The sequence below is a fragment of the Castellaniella hirudinis genome, from assembly GCF_047468865.1.
In the GTDB taxonomy this organism is placed as follows: Bacteria; Pseudomonadota; Gammaproteobacteria; order Burkholderiales; family Burkholderiaceae_B; genus Castellaniella; species Castellaniella hirudinis_A.
In genome coordinates, this window is the sequence record NZ_JBLGTV010000012.1 from 21,638 (window position 1) to 37,649 (window position 16,012).

Here is a 16,012-nt window from a genome sequence, read left to right on the forward strand (position 1 = left end):
CGTCCGCGAACGGCGGCCCCGGGTCATTGGCCCAGCAAGCCCTTCAGCGCATTGCCGATGCGCTCGACGGGATCTTTGTCCGGGGTGGGCGCGGCGGGTTCGATATCCGGGTCGGGCAACAGCTGATTGATGGGGTCATCGCCCCCGATCAGCCCCATCAGGCCCGATTTGAGCACCTTCTGGATCGTCTGGTTGCGAATACCGCCCCACTGCACCGCGTAATCGGGGGCAGACCAGGCCCCGGAGACCTGGACGGGGATGGTCACCCCGGCCAGGCTGCCCAGGTCGATTTTCAGGGCCTTGGGCAGGCGGGCGGCCACCTGCACCAGCAACTGCACGTCCAGCCGCCGGCCAGGCACGTCCAGGGCGGCCGGCTTGCCCGCCGACACCCGCAGCGGGCCGGCATCCAGCAGCAGCTTGGCGATCCGGCCCTGGCCATGGTCGAAATCCACGCGGCCGTCCAGGGTGGTGAAGCGCGTGCTGCGGCGGTCGTCGAAGGGCGAGGGCACGGCATCCAGGCGGCCCTTGGCGACATTGCCCAGCGATGCGGACACTTCGGTCAGCGTCTGCACGGCATCCACCCCCTGGACGGCCCCATCGCGCACCTGCCAGGTCGCCCGGCCGCCCAGGGCCTGCTGCCAGGCCTGCACACTGGCGCCCGCCGTCTGCAAGTCCAGCTGCGCGGTGGCCCGCCCCGACACCAGATTGCGCCCCGTGAGGGCATGCATCAAGGGGGCCACGGAGACCTTGTCGAGATTCAGCTTGAGCGCGACTGTCTGCGGCTGCGCGGCGGCGGCCGGCCCAGCAGCCGCCCGGGGCTGGCCCAGAACGGCGTCGCCCGCGCCCTGGGCCGCGTCGGCGGCGGCCAGCCGCAACCGGCCCGTGGCGCTGCCCCCATACAGCTGGGCCTTGAATTCGGGCACTTCCAGTGTCCCATCCACCAGCCGAACCGGCAGCGAGACTTGGCTCAAGCGCATTTCGCGCACACGCAGATCGGCCACCTGGACATCCCCCTGGATGTCCTGTCCACGCAGCCAGCTGAAGTCCACGGGAACATCCGCCGTTGCGACAGACGCCGGGGCGGGCGCCGGGGCCACCGAGGCCGGCTCCCCCGTATCGGCCGCGTCCGGAGCCGGCGTCCGGGACGATGCCGGCGGGGTTGGCGGGCCCGCCAGCCAGCGATCCAGCAAGAGTTTCTCGGCATTGAGCGTGAAGGTCGTCCGGGGATCGGCCAGCCGCGTGGTGGCGGATTTCAGAGTCGCCTGGGCACCGTCGACCATGGCGCTAAGATCCATGTCCAGGGCATCGCGCACCAAATCCAGATGCAGGCTGCCGATCAGGGGAAACTGCACCAACGCCTGGTCGTGGGCGGGTTCCTGCACGCTGAAGTCGCCCTGAACGGCGCTGAGGCTGCCCTGATGCTGGCGAGTGTCCCAGGCCAAGGGGGAGGCCAGCTTCAGTTGCAGCAGACGCTGGCCCTGGGTATAGGCGGCATCCAGACTGGCCGTCCGAAACTGCAGTTGCTGGGCATTGCCCGAAAGGCCTTCCAGCCCCAGGGCCACGGCCAGTGTGTCGCCGCCCGTGGCTTTCAGGGTGGCCACCAGCGGATCGGCCTGCGCCGAGTCCGGCGACACGGCCAAAGCCGGCGCGTCCAGCGCGAAACCCAGTTGGCGGTCACGATCCAGGCCCTCGGCGCGCAAGGCCAGCTTGGCGATCTTGAGTGCCATCTGGCGCTGATCCAGACGCAGCTGGGCGGCGCCCAGGCTGGCCTTCAGCCCGCTGATGGGGTGCGGCCCGATGATGTCGCCCTGGATGGCCAGCGCCAGGTTGTCGGCGGCAAACCGGCGTTCGCCCCCCCGGTAGGCCAGGCTGCCCTTGAGGGTGGCGTCGGCGTGATCCAGATTGCCCAGCCGCCCGGTGATCTGCACATTGATCTTCTGGGCGGAATAGTCTTGCGCGGCCGGATCCAGGCGCAACAGCGCCTGGGCCTGCAACTGGGCGTCCTGCACCGGGTCGGCCCCCGCGATCTTGGCCTTGAGCGACACATCGAAAGGCTGGTCGAAAGTGACCCGGCCAGTGCTGGCTTCGATGCCCGACAAGGTGGTGGACAGCCCGTCGGCCTGATCCAGGTAATGAATTTGCCCGTCTTTCAGGGCCAGGCCGGCAATATCAATATTGAGATCGGAACGCGGCCCCGCGCGCGGGGCCACCGCCTGCGCCGCGGCGGCCAGCGGGCCGGCGGCGGCGGGGGCCGGCGCCGCCCCATCGGTCTCGGCATCCAGCAGATCGCTGAAATTGAACCGGCCCCGGGCGTCGCGCACCAGCCAGGCCTTCAGGCCCGTGATGGCCACGTGATCGACAACCAGCTGATTGGACAGCAGCGGCCAGATCGCCACCGCCAGGCGGGCGCTGTCCATGGAAACAAACGTGTCGTCGGACTGCCGGTTGGACAAGGACACCTGGCTGACCGCCAGGCCGATGCGCGGAAACAGCGACAGGCTGATGTCGCCGTCGATGGTCAGCGTGCGGGCATAGCGGTCGAACACCAGCTGCTCAAGGCGGGACTTATAGGCATTGGGGTTGAAAGTCAGCAGAAAAATCGCCAGCCCGACAACGGTAACCAGCAAAACCAGCACCAGGCTGAACACCCCCCGCTTCAACCAGACGTTCATACAAATCCTGTGTTTCTAACCCGACAAACCGCGCACCGGCGGACAATAGCTGGAATGCTAACCCAAGCCCGCCCGTTAGCGCAGCGGGATCGGGCCGACAGCCGCTCAATCAAGCAACTAAATATCATCGCCGACAAATAAGCCATATCCATATTATCTTTGGTTATATATAAATTGTTGCAAAAGCCTGTGTTCAAACGCCGTTCGCCAGTACCATGGAAGTTTGCTTAAAAACTTGACTCGGACAAATTCCTTCAGGAGACACCATGAGCCGCAAATTCGAGACCCTGGCCATTCATGCGGGGTACGCCCCCGACCCCACCACGAAATCGGTCGCCGTCCCGATCTACCAGACCACGTCCTATGCGTTCGATGACACCCAGCACGGCGCCGACCTGTTCGACCTGAAAGTGCCCGGCAACATCTACACCCGCATCATGAACCCCACCACCGCCGTGCTCGAAGAACGGGTGGCGGCCCTGGAAGGCGGGGTCGCGGCCCTGGCGGTGGCCTCCGGCATGACGGCCATCACCTACGCCATCCAGACCATCGCGCAGGCGGGCGACAACATCGTGTCCACCAGCAAGCTGTACGGCGGCACCTACAACCTGTTCGCCCATACTTTTCCGCGTCAGGGCCTGGAAGTCCGCTTCGCGGCGCACGACGACATCGACGCGCTGGAAGCCCTGATCGACGACCGCACCCGCGCCGTGTTCTGCGAATCCATCGGCAATCCGGCGGGCAACATCATCGACATCCAGGCACTGGCCGAGGCCGCCCACCGCCACGGGGTGCCGCTGATCGTGGACAACACCGTGGCCTCGCCCGCCCTGTGCCGTCCCATCGAATGGGGGGCGGACATCGTGGTGCACGCCCTGACCAAATACATGGGCGGCCACGGCACCAGCATCGCCGGGGCCGTGGTAGACGCGGGCACCTTCCCGTGGGCCAAACACCGCGACCGCTTCCCCATGCTGAACGAACCCGACCCGTCCTATCACGGGGTGGTCTACACCGAGGCCTTCGGCCCGGCGGCCTTCATCGGCCGCTGCCGGGTGGTGCCGCTGCGCAACACCGGCGGGGCGATCTCGCCCTTCAATTCCTTCCTGGTTCTGCAGGGCATCGAAACCCTGCCGCTGCGCATGGAGCGCCACTGCGCCAACGCCATGGCCGTGGCGCAGTTCCTGCAGTCGCACCCCCAGGTGGCCTGGGTCAACTACGCCGGGCTGGCCGACCACGCCGAGCACGCCCTGGCCCGGAAATACATGGGCGGCGCCCCCGCCAGCATCCTGTCCTTCGGCATCCAGGGCGGGCTGGCGGCCGGGGCGAAATTCATCGACGCGCTGCAGTTGATCCTGCGGCTGGTCAACATCGGCGACGCCAAATCCCTGGCCTGCCACCCGGCCTCCACCACCCACCGGCAGCTCAACCCCGAAGAACTGGCCCGTGCCGGCGTAGGCGAGGACATGATCCGCCTATCCATCGGCATCGAGCACATCGACGACATCCTCGACGACCTGCGCCAAGCCCTGGACGCCAGCGCCGCCTGAACGCGGCACGCGACAGAGCCTCGTCCGGGCGCACGCCCGGGCGCTTCACCCAGAACATAAGGATTTTTTCATGTCTTTGTACCCGTCTTATCTCGGGAGATCACCATGCAGATAGGCATCCCGCGCGAAACCCTGCCCGGCGAGACCCGGGTCGCCGCGATCCCGGACACCGTCAAGAAACTGATTCAGGCCGGCCACCAGGTGCGCGTCGAACGCGCCGCCGGCCTGGCGGCCCGCTACCGCGACAGCGATTACGAAAGCGCCGGGGCCACCCTGGTGGACGCCGCCCAGGCGCTCGGGGCCGAACTCGTCCTGAAAGTGCGCCGCCCCGATGCCGCCGAGCTTGCCCAGATGGCCCCGCAAGGCATCTTGCTGGGCATGCTGGATCCCTTCGACCTCGATGGCCTGCGCCCGTTGGCCGAGGCGGGCCTGACCGCCTTCGCCCTGGAAGCCGCGCCGCGCACCACCCGGGCGCAAAGCCTGGACGTGCTGTCGTCCCAGTCCAATCTGGCCGGCTACAAGGCTGTGCTGCTGGCCACCCAATACTATGGCCGCATTTTCCCCATGATGATGACCGCCGCCGGCACCCTGAAAGCCGCCCGCGTGGTGGTGCTGGGAGCCGGGGTGGCGGGCCTGCAGGCGATTGCCACGGCGCGCCGCCTGGGGGCCGTGGTCGAGGCCAGCGACGTGCGCCCCGCCGCGCGCGAACAGGTCGAATCCCTGGGCGGGAAATTCATCGACGTGCCCTACGAAACCGATGAAGAACGCGAAATCGCCCAGGGCACGGGCGGCTACGCCCGTCCCATGCCCGCCGCCTGGATGGCGCGCCAGGCCGCGCTGGTGGCCGAGCGCTGCAAGCAGGCCGACATCGTCATCACCACGGCGCTGATCCCCGGGCGTCCCGCCCCGGTGCTGATCCAGCCCGACACGGTGGACGCCATGAAACCGGGCGCCGTCATCGTGGACATGGCGGTGGAACGCGGCGGCAACTGCCCGCTGTCGGTGGCCGGCCAGGTGGTCGACCACAACGGCGTCACCCTGGTGGGCCTGACCAATCTGCCCGCCTTGCTGGCGACGGACGCCTCCGCCCTGTACGCCCGCAACCTGCTGGATTTCCTGAAGCTCATCATCGACGCGGAGGGCCGCTACGCCCTGCCGGCAGATGACGACATCATCCAAGCCTGCCTGGTCTGCCAAGGCGGCCAGCTACTAAGGAGCGCCTGATGGAAGCCGTCAACCCGACCCTCATCAACATCATTATTTTCGTCTTGGCCGTATACGTGGGCTTCCACGTCGTCTGGAACGTCACTCCGGCCCTGCACACGCCCTTGATGGCCGTCACCAACGCGATTTCGGCCATCGTCATCGTGGGGGCCATGCTGGCCACGGGCCTGACCGACGGCGCCCTGGCGCAAAGCATGGGCATGATCGCCGTGGCGCTGGCCGCCGTCAACGTCTTCGGCGGCTTCCTCGTCACCCAGCGCATGCTGGAAATGTTCAAGAAAAAAGAACGTAAAGGGGGCCAATCATGATTTCGGCCAACCTCGTCACGCTGCTGTATCTGGTGGCGTCCGTGTGCTTCATCCAGGCGCTCAAGGGCCTGTCGCACCCCACCACCTCGCGCCGGGGCAACGTGTTCGGCATGGTCGGCATGGTGATCGCCATCCTGACCACCGCCGCGCTGATCATCGGCCTGGCCCGCGACGGCACCGCCGGCCTGGGCCTGGGCCGGGTGATCCTGGGCCTGCTGATCGGCGGCAGCATCGGCACCCTGCTGGCGCGCAAGGTCGAAATGACCAAAATGCCGGAACTGATCGCCTTCATGCACAGCATGATCGGCCTGGCCGCCGTGGCGATTGCCGTGGGCGTCGTGGCCGAACCCCACGCCTTCGGCATCGCCGCGGCGGGTGCGCCCATCCCCACCGGCAACCGGTTGGAACTGTTCATCGGCACGTTCGTGGGCGCAATCACGTTCTCCGGTTCGGTCATCGCCTTCGGCAAGCTGTCCGGCAAATACAAGTTCCGCCTGTTCCAGGGCGCGCCCGTCGTGTTTCCGGGCCAGCATCCGCTCAACCTGATCCTGGCGCTGGTCATGCTGGGCTGCGGCTTCTGGTTCATGGCCACGCAGTCATGGCTGCCGTTCGTGCTGATGACGGCCATCGCCTTCGTCCTGGGGGTGCTCATCATCATCCCCATCGGCGGAGCCGACATGCCGGTGGTCATCTCCATGCTGAACAGCTATTCGGGCTGGGCGGCGGCGGGCATCGGGTTTTCGCTGAACAACCCCATGCTGATCATCGCCGGGTCGCTGGTGGGCTCGTCCGGGGCGATCCTGTCCTACATCATGTGCAAAGCCATGAACCGCTCGTTCTTCAACGTGATCCTGGGCGGCTTCGGGGCCGAGGCCAGCGCGGGCGCCACCGCCGACGCGGGCCAGCGCAACGTCAAGTCCGGCAGCCCGGACGACGCGGCCTTCCTCATGAGCAACGCCGACACCGTGACCATCGTGCCGGGCTACGGCCTGGCCGTGGCGCGCGCCCAGCACGCCCTGAAAGAACTGGCCGCGAAGCTGTCGGACGCCGGGGTCACGGTGAAATACGCCATCCACCCGGTGGCCGGGCGCATGCCGGGCCACATGAACGTGCTGCTGGCCGAAGCCGAAGTCCCCTACGACCAGGTCTTCGAGATGGAGGACATCAACAACGAGTTCGCCCAGACCGACGTGGTTCTGGTGCTGGGGGCCAACGACGTGGTCAACCCCGCCGCCAAGAACGACCCGGGCTCGCCCATCGCCGGGATGCCCATCCTGGAGGCCTACAAAGCGCGCACCGTCATCGTCAACAAACGGTCGATGGCGGCCGGCTACGCCGGGCTGGACAACGAACTGTTCTACATGGACAAGACCATGATGGTGTTCGGCGACGCCAAGAAAGTGCTGGAAGACATGCTGAAGGCGCTGGAATAAGCGCAGCGGCCCTCCCCGCCCGGGGAGGGGCCGTTCTGGATTGACATCCTCCCCCAAAGGAATGGGATTCCTGCGGGGCTCACAGCGGCGCAGGACTTCAGCCGCGCCCACAAAAGGTCGGAAGATATTTTGTGTATTCTTGTGTAATGTGTATAATTACACACATGGACAGCGCAGACCTGATCAAACAACTGAAAGCCGACGGCTGGTATTTAGTGCATACCGTTGGGTCACACCATCAGTTCAAGCATCCAACCAAGCCCGGCAAGGTCACAGTGCCACACCCTAAAAAGGATCTGCCACTACCAACACAACGCAGTATCCTCAAACAAGCCGGCCTGCGGTAAACCGGCCTGGAGAACACCAAATGCTCTACCCCATCCATGTACACAAGGATCGCGACAGCGCCTATGGCGCATCCTTTCCAGACTTCCCCGGATGCTTTGCCGGGGCTGACGATCTACAGGGCTTGCCTCGCGCTGCCCAGGAGGCCGTCGAAGCACACTTCTATGGCGATACCGAAGCGATCCCCGCCCCCAGCGCACCCGAGGCATGGGAAGGACGCGAAGACTTCGCGGGCGGCTTCTGGATGATGGTCGATATTGATTTATCCAAGGTCAACGCCAAGGCTGTACGGCTGAATATCAGTCTGCCGGAAAATCTAGTGCATCGCATCGACGCGGTGGCCAAGGCTCAACGCCTGTCGCGCTCCGCATTCCTGGCAAAAGCGGCAGAACGGGAAATGGCGGAGGCCTGATCCACAGCCCGCGCTTGCGGGCTGTTATCGTTTAGAATCAACACTGGCGCCACTATTACCCCTAACCCGACCATGGCCTTCCAGGACGACGATCCTTTCGCGGTATCGCAAAAATTTGAAATCCAGAGCCTGTTGCAAGGCCTGCTGGAAAAACGCGTGCTGGTGCGCCTGGACGTCCCCGGCCATGCCGTGTCCGTCATCTCCACCGTCCTGGAACTCGACCCTAAAAAAGGCCTGGTCATCCTGGACAACGCATCGGAAGACACCATCAACCAGCAACTGCTGCAGGCGCCGTCCGCGCGCCTGCAGGGCCTGCTGGATCGCGTCATGATCGAATTCCACGGCCCCATGCAACCCGCCAGACAGGGGGGCAAGCCCGCCCTGGCCATGCCCTGGCCCACAGCCGTGCGGCGCATCCAGCGGCGCGAATTCTTCCGCATGGACGTCCCCGCCACCCACCCCGCCACCTGCGTCCTCTACAGCAAAGGCCTGCCCGACGGCCAGGCCAGCTTCCAGCTGGCCAACATCAGCGCGGGCGGCCTGCAACTGATCGACCGCACCAACCAGCTGGCCAGCCAGCCCATCGGCACCTTTTTCGACAACTGCACCCTGAACCTGCCCGACGTCGGCACCCTGACGGTCAACCTGCGCCTGCTGCGCCAAGACCAGCTCATCCAGGAAAACGGCCGCCCGCCGCTGCAGCTGGTGGCGTGCCGCTTCTTCAATCTGGCGTCCAACCGCCAGATCACCGTGCAGCAATACGTGGGCATCCTGGAACGCGCGGTGCTGGCCCGCCGCTGGGGCGCCGACTGATATATTAATTGCATATTTACAGGCGCTGTGCCACCATGAGGGGAACGCATTCCTCTGCTCCGAAGGATCCCCATGGACGCGACCTCCTGCGATATTGCCATCATCGGCGGCGGCATCATCGGCGCCAGCTGCGCCCTGGCCTTGAGCGATCTGGGCCGGGACGTCCGGCTGATCGAACCCCAGGATCTGGCCTGCGGGGCCAGCAAGGGCAATGCCGGCGGGCTGGCCTTTGCCGACATCCTGCCGCTGGCCTCGCCCCACATCATCCGCCAGGCGTTTCGCTGGCTGTTCGACCCGCTGGGGCCCCTGAGCCTGCCGCCCGCCTACCTGCCCCGCATGGCCCCCTGGCTGCTGCACATGTGGCGCGCCAGCTGGCGCGACCGTTATGCCGCCAACATCCGCGCCCAGGCCGCCTTGATGGCCCTGGCCCAGGACGAGATGATGGCCATGCTGGATCAGGCCGGGCTGCGGCACCACCTGCACACCCAGGGGGTGCTCGAAGTCTATGAAGGCGCGGCGCGGTTTCAAGCGGCCCAGCCGCACCTGGAATGGCGCACCCGCTACGGCATCGACTGGCAGGTCCTGGAGGGGGCCGCGCTGGCCAGTTGCCAGCCGGGCCTGGCGCCGCGCTTCACGCACGGGGTCTATATCCCCGGCTGGCGCAATGTGGCCGACCCGCAGGCGCTGGGCCAGGCCATCGGGCAGGCGGCGCTGGATCGCGGCGTGCGGCACCAGCGCCAGGCGGTGCGCTGGCTGCAGCCCTGCGGCAATGGGGCGCGGCTGATCCTGGAAGACGGCAGCCAGCTGCGGGCCGCCCAGGTGGTGCTGGCGGCGGGGGCGCGGTCGCATCTGCTGGCGCGCGGCCTGGGGGATCGCATCCCGCTGGAAACCGAGCGCGGATACAACACAACGCTGGCCCCGGATGCGCTGGATCTGCGCCAGCAAGTGACGTTCGGCGACCACGGGTTCGTGATCTCGCCGTTGGCGTGCGGGGTGCGCGTGGGCGGGGCGGTAGAGCTGGCCGGCCTGGATCGCGCACCCGATTACCGGCGCGCCCAGGTCATGTTGGACAAGGCGAAGACGTTTTTCCCGGGCTTGAAGACAGAAGGCGGGACACAGTGGATGGGCTTCCGGCCCAGTCTGCCGGATTCCCTGCCGATGATCGGGCGGTCGCCCCGGCATACGGCCGTGGTGTATGCGTTCGGACACGGGCACCTGGGGCTGACGCAATGCGCGGCAACGGCGCGGCTGGTGCGGGATCTGGTGACAGGGCAGGCAGCGGCGATTGATTTGACGCCTTACCGGGCCAACCGGTTTTGATTTCGAGGCGGACGGCAGCGGCCGCTTCGATGCTGGAATGAAGCAATGGATGGGGCGTGGCGGATACCGCGCCGGAGATAGACAGGCATGACGACAAAACGTATTTCGATATTGGACTCGCACACGGGCGGAGAACCGACCCGGCTGGTGCTGGATGGATTTCCCGACCTGGGGACGGGGGACATGGCGGCGCGGAGGCAGCGGCTGGCGCAAGCGCACGATGCCTGGCGGCGAACGGTGATTCTGGAGCCGCGCGGACATTCAGTGATCGTGGGCGCCCTGCTGTGCCCGCCGCAAGACCCAAACGCGGCGGCCGGGGTGATTTTTTTCAACAACACGGGCTATCTGGGCATGTGCGGGCACGGCACCATCGGGCTGGTGGCATCGCTGGCGTACCTGGGCCGCATCCAGCCGGGCGTGCACCGGATCGAAACCCCGGTGGGGCCTGTTGACGCCACCTTGCACGAGGACGGCAGCGTGAGCGTGCGCAATGTGCCGGCGTACCGTTTCCGGCAAGCGGTGCGGGTGTCCGTGCCCGGCGTGGGCGCGGTCACCGGGGACATCGCCTGGGGGGGCAACTGGTTTTTCCTGGTGGATGCGCCGCAATGGGTACGGCCGGGGGCGGACACGCAAGCGCTGACGGAAATCACCTGGGCCATCGGCCAGGCCTTGCAAGATCAGGGCATCCACGGGCGCGATGGCGCGCTGATCGACCATATCGAGCTGTTCGGGCCGGATGCGCAGGCGGACAGCCGCAATTTCGTGCTGTGCCCGGGCAAGGCCTACGACCGATCCCCCTGCGGGACGGGCACCAGCGCAAAAATCGCCTGTCTGGCGGCGGACGGCAAGCTGCGGCCCGGCGAGACCTGGCGGCAGGCCAGCATCATCGGCAGCCGGTTTCAGGCCAGTTACCAGCCGGGGGATGCGCCCGGCACGGTGATCCCGACGATCCGGGGGTCTGCCCACATCAGCGGGGAAACCACACTGATCCTGCAGGCGGACGATCCCTTCCTGTGGGGGATTCCCGAATGACGACGATGCCGACCAAGCAAAGGGCGACGGAGGCGGCTTATGATGCCATCGAGCAGCTGATTGCGACGCTGCGGCTGGAACCCAACCAGCCCATCGTGGAAAATGACCTGATCCAGTTGACGGGGCTGGGGCGCACGCCGATCCGCGAGGCCCTGATGCGGCTGGTGGCCAGCGGGCTGATCGAGCAGCAGCCGCGCCGGGGTCTGCGGGTGAGTGAAATCCGCATCGCCGAGCATTTGATCCTGATTGATACGCGACGCGTGTTGGAGCGCCTGATTGCGACGTCGTCGGCGCGACGGGCGACGCCGGATCAGCGGGCGCGGCTATTGCAGTGCGGGCACGATATGGTCAATGCCGCGCAGCGGGGGGATTTGGCGGCGTATATGCAGGCGGATCAGGCGCTGGACCGGATCAATCATGAAGCCTGCCGGAATCCGTATGCGGTGCAGGCGATTGTGCCCATGATTATCCAGTGCCGGCGGTTCTGGTATGCGTACCGGCACGAAGGGGATCTGGAGCGCGGGGCGCGCAGCCACCTGATGGAGGTGCAGGGGATTCATGCCAATGACGCGGATCAGGCGGTGGCGGGGGCGGATGCCCTGATGGATTATCTGGTGGAGTTTACGCGGGCGGTGATTGAGGCTTGATGGTGGGGGCCTGGGGGCCTCTGGGGGCCTGAGAGCTTGGGAGCTCATCGGGGAGTGAGGGATGACGGGGGGACAGGTCACGATTTGGCGGCTGCGCCGGGGATGGGGGAGTGGGTTCCAACAGTCCCCCCGTCATCCCCCACACCCCGATTGACGACAAGAGGAACAGTGCTGGATTCAGCCGGGTGCGCTTGGCGAGGCGATAAGAATGGTGAATCGCCAGCCGGCCAGGAACGCCTGGAGAAACGATAAGTGTGGCGACACGCCAGCCGCTCGGGAACGCCCGAAGGAGCGACAAGCGTGGCGATGCGCCGGCCGTCCGGGAATACCCGAAGGAGCGATAAGCGTAGCGACACGCCCTCCCCGGGCACACGGCCCGAGGAACGGCAAAAATAGCGGCGCGCCACGCGATGGGGCGCGCCCGGGCGGGGGGAAACGGCGGACGAGGCGATGTTTCATCCGCCGGGGGACTGCGGCTCAGTTCACGTACCAGATGGTCTTGGTCTGCTGGTATTGATCCAGGGCTTCCAGGCCATTGTCGCGCCCGCCGAAACCGGACTGCTTGTAGCCGCCGAAGGGCGTGGTGATGTCGCCTTCGGAGAAGCCGTTGATGGACACGGTGCCCGCCTGGATGGCGCGGGCGACGCGCTGGGCGCGGGCGACGTCGCGGGTGTACAGGGACGCGGCCAGGCCGTAGGCGCTGTCGTTGGCCAGTTCAATGGCTTGCGCTTCGGTGTCGAAGGGGGTGACGGCCAGAATCGGGCCAAAGACTTCTTCGCGGAACAGCCGGGATTCGGCGGTGACCTGGTCGAAGATAGTGGGCTCGACATACCAGCCGCTGCCCAGGTCGCTGTGGACGCGGCCGCCGTGCACCAGCCGGGCGCCTTCGGCCTCGGCGCCGTCCAGGAAACCACGTACTTTTTCAAAATGCGCGCGCTCGACCAGGGGGCCGATCTGCACGGATTCGTCGGTGGGCAGGCCGACTTTCCAAGCGGACAGGCGTTCGCGCAGGCGGCCCAGCACGGCGTCCTTGACGCTGTTCTGGACAATCAGGCGTGACCCGCAGCTGCAGTTTTCGCCCATGTTCCAGAAAGCGGCGGCCAGGACGTGATCGGCCAGGCCATCCAGGTCGGCATCCTCGAAGATGACCTGGGGGCTTTTGCCGCCGCATTCCAGCACGATTTCCTTCAGGTTGCTTTCGGCGGAATACTTGAGGAAATAGCGCCCGACTTCGGTGGATCCGGTAAACGAAACGATGTCCACGTCCATGTGGCGTCCCAGGGCCTGGCCGGCTTCTTCGCCCAGACCGGTCACCAATTGCAGCGTGCCCTCGGGCACGCCCGCCTGGTGCGCCAGCTGCGTCATGCGATAGGCACTGAGCGAGGTGAGTTCCGCCGGCTTGACGATGACGGCATTGCCCGCCGCCAGGGCCGGCGCCACTTTCCAGGCGTACATCTGGGCCGGGAAGTTCCAGGGCAGAACGGCCCCCACCACGCCGATGGGCTCCTTGACGATCAGGCCCAGGGCATCGGGCCCGGTGGGCGCGATGCGGCCAAAGCACTTGTCGATGGCCTCGGCGTACCAGCGGAAGGTATCCAGGGTGGCGGGCAGGTCGGTGTTCAGGCATTCGGTGATGGGCTTGCCCGCATCCACGCAGTCCAGCGCGGCCAGTTCTTCCAGGTGCTCGGCCATCAGGTCGGCCCAGCGCAGCAGAATGCGCTTGCGCTCGGCCGGGGCCAGCTGCGACCATTCGCCGGATTTGAAGCTGGCGCGCGCATGGCGCACGGCCTGGTCGATGTCGGCCGCCGTACCGGCTTCGATACCGCCGATCACGCTGTTGTCGATGGGGGTGGTGTTGTCCAGGCGCGCCCCGCCGGCCTGGTGGCCCGGCATCAGGTGGCCCGCCCACAGCGCGCCGGCGCGGGCCTGTTCGAAAATCTGTTCTTTGCTTTGCGGCATAGCTGCCTCCGTTCAATTCAAGGGGCCGGGATGGCGTCGAACATCATGCAATCGTCCAGATGGCGCCCGGTGTGCGGTCTGGCGCGGGCGGCGTCCCCGTCCGCGCCCCATTCATATTCAAGCCTGATAAGCGTCCAGGGCCGCCAGGAAACCCTGGGCATCGGCATCGGACAAAGGCGCCAAGGGCAGACGCACGGTGCCTGCCTCTACCCCGTGACGGCGGCAGCCCAGCTTGGCCTTCTGGTTGTAGTCGCCCGATTCCATCGCCAGGATCACCGGATACATGCCCGCCATCAGGCGGCGCACGTCGTCCCAACGGCCCTCGATGGCGGCCCGCACCATTTGCACCTGCTCGGCCGGGAACACATTGGCCCCGCCGCTGATCCAGCAGCGCACGCCCCAGAACAGGAAATCGGCGGCCATGTCGTCCGACCCGCTGATGATCTGGAAATCGGGGATTCGGGCCTGGATCAAGTGCAGGGCGCGGTTGAAATTGCCGCTGCTTTCTTTGATGCCGACGATATTGGGGATCTGGGCCAGTTCGATCACGGTCTCCACCGCGATCTGCACGCCCACGCGCTGCGGGAAGTCATACAGAATGATGGGCAGCGGCGTGGCGGCGGCCACGGTGCGGAAGTGCCGCAGGATGCCGGCCTGTTCGGGCAGGCTGTAGGGCGGCGTGGCCAGCATCAGACCGTCGTAGCCCAGATCCTGGGCCTGCCTGGCGTACTGGATGGATTGCGGCGTGGACAGCGCATTGATGCCGGCGATGATCTTCACGCGGCCCTGGGCGGCATCCGCCACGGTGCGCAGCACCAGTTCGCGCTCGGCCTCGTCCAGCGCATAGTATTCGCCCGTGGTGCCGCAGGCCACGATGCCCGCCACCCCCGCCTGGATGAAATGACCCACCAGTTGGCGCAGCGCATCGGCGTTGACGCTGCCGTCATCGCTGAAAGGGGTGACGATGGGGACCAGGATACCTTCGATGTGCATATGCTTTCCTAGGTAGATTAGATGAATGCCCAACGGGCCAGGATCGCATCCATTCTAATATTCAATAAATATATTTACAACATATCAATGACATTTCCAGCCGCTTGCCGGGGCGCGGCCGATCGGGGTGCTCGCCACGGGTTCGGCAAGAAGCGCACCTGGCGGGCCGGGGTGGGCGATGAATACTGGCATAATAAGTTCGGCAAGCGCGACAACGGCCAGGATCAGAAGAAGCCGGGCACGCACACCCATGCCATCACCCGCCAGATGGCATACCGTTTCTAACTTTGACCCGAGGGGGTTTCCCATGCCCACGATCCACATCGAACTCTTTGAAGGCCGCACGCCGGAAAAAAAACGCGAACTGGTTAAAGCCCTGACCGAACGCACCTGTGACGTCCTGGGCTGCCAGCCCGACGCGGTGGACATCATCCTGTCCGAAATCCGCAAGGACCACTGGGCCACGGGCGGGGTGCTCTGGTCCGAAAAAACCTAATACCCTGGCCACACAAGACACACCCATCGTCGGGTCGACCCCGGCGCGAAACACACAGGACACCACATCATGGACGCTGATTTTTGGCTGCAACGCTGGCAGGCCGGGCAAACCGGGTTTCACCAGGATCGCGTCATGCCGCTGCTGCAAAAATACTGGCCCCGGCTGGGGTTGGCGGCCAACGCGCCGGTGCTGGTGCCGCTGGCGGGGAAATCCCTGGATGTGGCCTGGCTGGCCGAACAAGGCCACCCGGTGCTGGCCGTCGAGCTGTCGCCGTTGGCCGTCACCCAGTTCTTCACCGAACACGACCTGCGGCCCCGCACCTGGGACACGCCCCAGGGGCGCTGGCACGAAGCCGGCAACATCCGCTATTTTTGCGGCGATATCTTCGCGCTGGATACCGCGCTGCTGGCCGATTGCCGGGCCTGCTACGACCGCGCCGCCCTGATCGCGCTGCCGCCCGACCTGCGCCAACGCTACGCGGCTCATGTATACGGACATTTGCCGCCCGGCTGCCAGGCCCTGCTGTTGACCCTGGACTACCCGCAGCACCAGATGGACGGCCCGCCGTTCGCCGTGCCGGACGCCGAAGTACAGACGCTGTTCGGCGCACACTGGCAGATCAATGCCCTGGGTTCACGCGATGTGCTGGCCCAAGAGCCCAAATTCGCGGCGCGCGGCGTCAGCCGCATGAACACCCGGGTATACCAGTTGAGCCGTTAGTGTCGTGTCCGGCCAATGCCGATCCCTGCCCTCGGCGCCCGGCCCGCGCTGTTCAACTTCTTGACAGCTTCTGGATCATCACCTA

At 66.0% G+C, this 16,012-nt stretch carries 16 protein-coding genes; 13 read left to right on the forward strand and 3 right to left on the reverse strand.

Annotation, left to right across the window (positions count from 1 at the left end; genetic code table 11):
- Positions 1-23: 23 nt before the first annotated feature.
- The gene (locus tag ACMHYJ_RS13270; protein WP_414246658.1) at positions 24-2,672 is read right to left on the reverse strand and encodes an AsmA family protein; all 2,649 of its coding nucleotides are present in this window, start codon (positions 2,670-2,672) and stop codon (positions 24-26) included.
- A gap of 266 nt (positions 2,673-2,938) precedes the next feature.
- On the opposite strand from ACMHYJ_RS13270, the gene ACMHYJ_RS13275 reads away from it, so the two are divergent.
- The 10 genes from ACMHYJ_RS13275 (at position 2,939) to ACMHYJ_RS13320 (ending at position 11,756) form a co-directional block, all read left to right on the forward strand.
- Positions 2,939-4,222 (forward strand): bifunctional O-acetylhomoserine aminocarboxypropyltransferase/cysteine synthase, encoded by a 1,284-nt coding sequence (locus ACMHYJ_RS13275; protein WP_414246659.1) that lies wholly within the window; start codon positions 2,939-2,941, stop codon positions 4,220-4,222.
- Between the two features lie 105 nt (positions 4,223-4,327).
- Complete coding sequence (locus tag ACMHYJ_RS13280; RefSeq protein ID WP_414246660.1) at positions 4,328-5,446, forward strand: Re/Si-specific NAD(P)(+) transhydrogenase subunit alpha; 1,119 nt, start codon at positions 4,328-4,330, stop codon at positions 5,444-5,446.
- Positions 5,446-5,754: an NAD(P) transhydrogenase subunit alpha gene (locus tag ACMHYJ_RS13285; protein ID WP_414246661.1), complete on the forward strand. Its 309-nt coding sequence runs from the start codon at positions 5,446-5,448 to the stop codon at positions 5,752-5,754. Before ACMHYJ_RS13280 ends, ACMHYJ_RS13285 begins: the two co-directional genes overlap by 1 nt.
- On the forward strand, positions 5,751-7,187 hold the full coding sequence (locus ACMHYJ_RS13290; RefSeq protein ID WP_414246662.1) for an NAD(P)(+) transhydrogenase (Re/Si-specific) subunit beta: 1,437 nt from the start codon (positions 5,751-5,753) through the stop codon (positions 7,185-7,187). Before ACMHYJ_RS13285 ends, ACMHYJ_RS13290 begins: the two co-directional genes overlap by 4 nt.
- 164 nt (positions 7,188-7,351) lie before the next feature.
- The gene (locus ACMHYJ_RS13295; protein WP_414246663.1) at positions 7,352-7,534 is read left to right on the forward strand and encodes a type II toxin-antitoxin system HicA family toxin; all 183 of its coding nucleotides are present in this window, start codon (positions 7,352-7,354) and stop codon (positions 7,532-7,534) included.
- 20 nt (positions 7,535-7,554) lie between these two features.
- Positions 7,555-7,944, forward strand: a complete 390-nt coding sequence (locus tag ACMHYJ_RS13300) for a type II toxin-antitoxin system HicB family antitoxin (protein WP_414246664.1) — start codon at positions 7,555-7,557, stop codon at positions 7,942-7,944.
- A 72-nt stretch (positions 7,945-8,016) separates the two neighbouring features.
- Positions 8,017-8,757, forward strand: coding sequence for a flagellar brake protein (locus ACMHYJ_RS13305; protein WP_414246665.1), 741 nt, complete (start codon positions 8,017-8,019; stop codon positions 8,755-8,757).
- 72 nt (positions 8,758-8,829) lie between these two features.
- Positions 8,830-10,077 (forward strand): NAD(P)/FAD-dependent oxidoreductase, encoded by a 1,248-nt coding sequence (locus ACMHYJ_RS13310; protein WP_414246666.1) that lies wholly within the window; start codon positions 8,830-8,832, stop codon positions 10,075-10,077.
- 87 nt (positions 10,078-10,164) lie between these two features.
- Positions 10,165-11,109, forward strand: a complete 945-nt coding sequence (locus ACMHYJ_RS13315; protein WP_414246667.1) for a 4-hydroxyproline epimerase — start codon at positions 10,165-10,167, stop codon at positions 11,107-11,109.
- Positions 11,106-11,756: a GntR family transcriptional regulator gene (locus tag ACMHYJ_RS13320; protein ID WP_414246668.1), complete on the forward strand. Its 651-nt coding sequence runs from the start codon at positions 11,106-11,108 to the stop codon at positions 11,754-11,756. Before ACMHYJ_RS13315 ends, ACMHYJ_RS13320 begins: the two co-directional genes overlap by 4 nt.
- 477 nt (positions 11,757-12,233) lie before the next feature.
- Here the strand turns inward: ACMHYJ_RS13320 and ACMHYJ_RS13325 are convergent, their stop codons facing one another.
- Complete coding sequence (locus ACMHYJ_RS13325; RefSeq protein ID WP_414246669.1) at positions 12,234-13,715, reverse strand: aldehyde dehydrogenase; 1,482 nt, start codon at positions 13,713-13,715, stop codon at positions 12,234-12,236.
- Between the two features lie 117 nt (positions 13,716-13,832).
- Positions 13,833-14,708: a 4-hydroxy-tetrahydrodipicolinate synthase gene (gene dapA, locus ACMHYJ_RS13330; protein ID WP_414246670.1), complete on the reverse strand. Its 876-nt coding sequence runs from the start codon at positions 14,706-14,708 to the stop codon at positions 13,833-13,835.
- An 87-nt stretch (positions 14,709-14,795) separates the two neighbouring features.
- Here dapA and ACMHYJ_RS13335 point away from each other — a divergent pair, with 87 nt between their 5' ends.
- From ACMHYJ_RS13335 to ACMHYJ_RS13345, 3 genes are all read left to right on the forward strand, one after another.
- Positions 14,796-14,993, forward strand: coding sequence for a hypothetical protein (locus tag ACMHYJ_RS13335; RefSeq protein ID WP_414246671.1), 198 nt, complete (start codon positions 14,796-14,798; stop codon positions 14,991-14,993).
- Positions 14,994-15,015: 22 nt separating this feature from the next.
- Complete coding sequence (locus ACMHYJ_RS13340) at positions 15,016-15,204, forward strand: 4-oxalocrotonate tautomerase (RefSeq protein ID WP_414246672.1); 189 nt, start codon at positions 15,016-15,018, stop codon at positions 15,202-15,204.
- 69 nt (positions 15,205-15,273) lie between these two features.
- The gene (locus tag ACMHYJ_RS13345; protein ID WP_414246673.1) at positions 15,274-15,927 is read left to right on the forward strand and encodes a thiopurine S-methyltransferase; all 654 of its coding nucleotides are present in this window, start codon (positions 15,274-15,276) and stop codon (positions 15,925-15,927) included.
- Positions 15,928-16,012: the final 85 nt, after the last annotated feature.

Bases quoted from the DNA above. Each gene is read 5' to 3' on its own strand.
- ACMHYJ_RS13270 (WP_414246658.1), bottom strand. From the start codon at position 2,672: ATGAACGTCTGGTTGAAGCGGGGGGTGTTCAGCCTGGTGCTGGTTTTG.
- ACMHYJ_RS13275 (WP_414246659.1), top strand. From the start codon at position 2,939: ATGAGCCGCAAATTCGAGACCCTGGCCATTCATGCGGGGTACGCCCCC.
- ACMHYJ_RS13280 (WP_414246660.1), top strand. From the start codon at position 4,328: ATGCAGATAGGCATCCCGCGCGAAACCCTGCCCGGCGAGACCCGGGTC.
- ACMHYJ_RS13285 (WP_414246661.1), top strand. From the start codon at position 5,446: ATGGAAGCCGTCAACCCGACCCTCATCAACATCATTATTTTCGTCTTG.
- ACMHYJ_RS13290 (WP_414246662.1), top strand. From the start codon at position 5,751: ATGATTTCGGCCAACCTCGTCACGCTGCTGTATCTGGTGGCGTCCGTG.
- ACMHYJ_RS13295 (WP_414246663.1), top strand. From the start codon at position 7,352: ATGGACAGCGCAGACCTGATCAAACAACTGAAAGCCGACGGCTGGTAT.
- ACMHYJ_RS13300 (WP_414246664.1), top strand. From the start codon at position 7,555: ATGCTCTACCCCATCCATGTACACAAGGATCGCGACAGCGCCTATGGC.
- ACMHYJ_RS13305 (WP_414246665.1), top strand. From the start codon at position 8,017: ATGGCCTTCCAGGACGACGATCCTTTCGCGGTATCGCAAAAATTTGAA.
- ACMHYJ_RS13310 (WP_414246666.1), top strand. From the start codon at position 8,830: ATGGACGCGACCTCCTGCGATATTGCCATCATCGGCGGCGGCATCATC.
- ACMHYJ_RS13315 (WP_414246667.1), top strand. From the start codon at position 10,165: ATGACGACAAAACGTATTTCGATATTGGACTCGCACACGGGCGGAGAA.
- ACMHYJ_RS13320 (WP_414246668.1), top strand. From the start codon at position 11,106: ATGACGACGATGCCGACCAAGCAAAGGGCGACGGAGGCGGCTTATGAT.
- ACMHYJ_RS13325 (WP_414246669.1), bottom strand. From the start codon at position 13,715: ATGCCGCAAAGCAAAGAACAGATTTTCGAACAGGCCCGCGCCGGCGCG.
- dapA (WP_414246670.1), bottom strand. From the start codon at position 14,708: ATGCACATCGAAGGTATCCTGGTCCCCATCGTCACCCCTTTCAGCGAT.
- ACMHYJ_RS13335 (WP_414246671.1), top strand. From the start codon at position 14,796: ATGACATTTCCAGCCGCTTGCCGGGGCGCGGCCGATCGGGGTGCTCGC.
- ACMHYJ_RS13340 (WP_414246672.1), top strand. From the start codon at position 15,016: ATGCCCACGATCCACATCGAACTCTTTGAAGGCCGCACGCCGGAAAAA.
- ACMHYJ_RS13345 (WP_414246673.1), top strand. From the start codon at position 15,274: ATGGACGCTGATTTTTGGCTGCAACGCTGGCAGGCCGGGCAAACCGGG.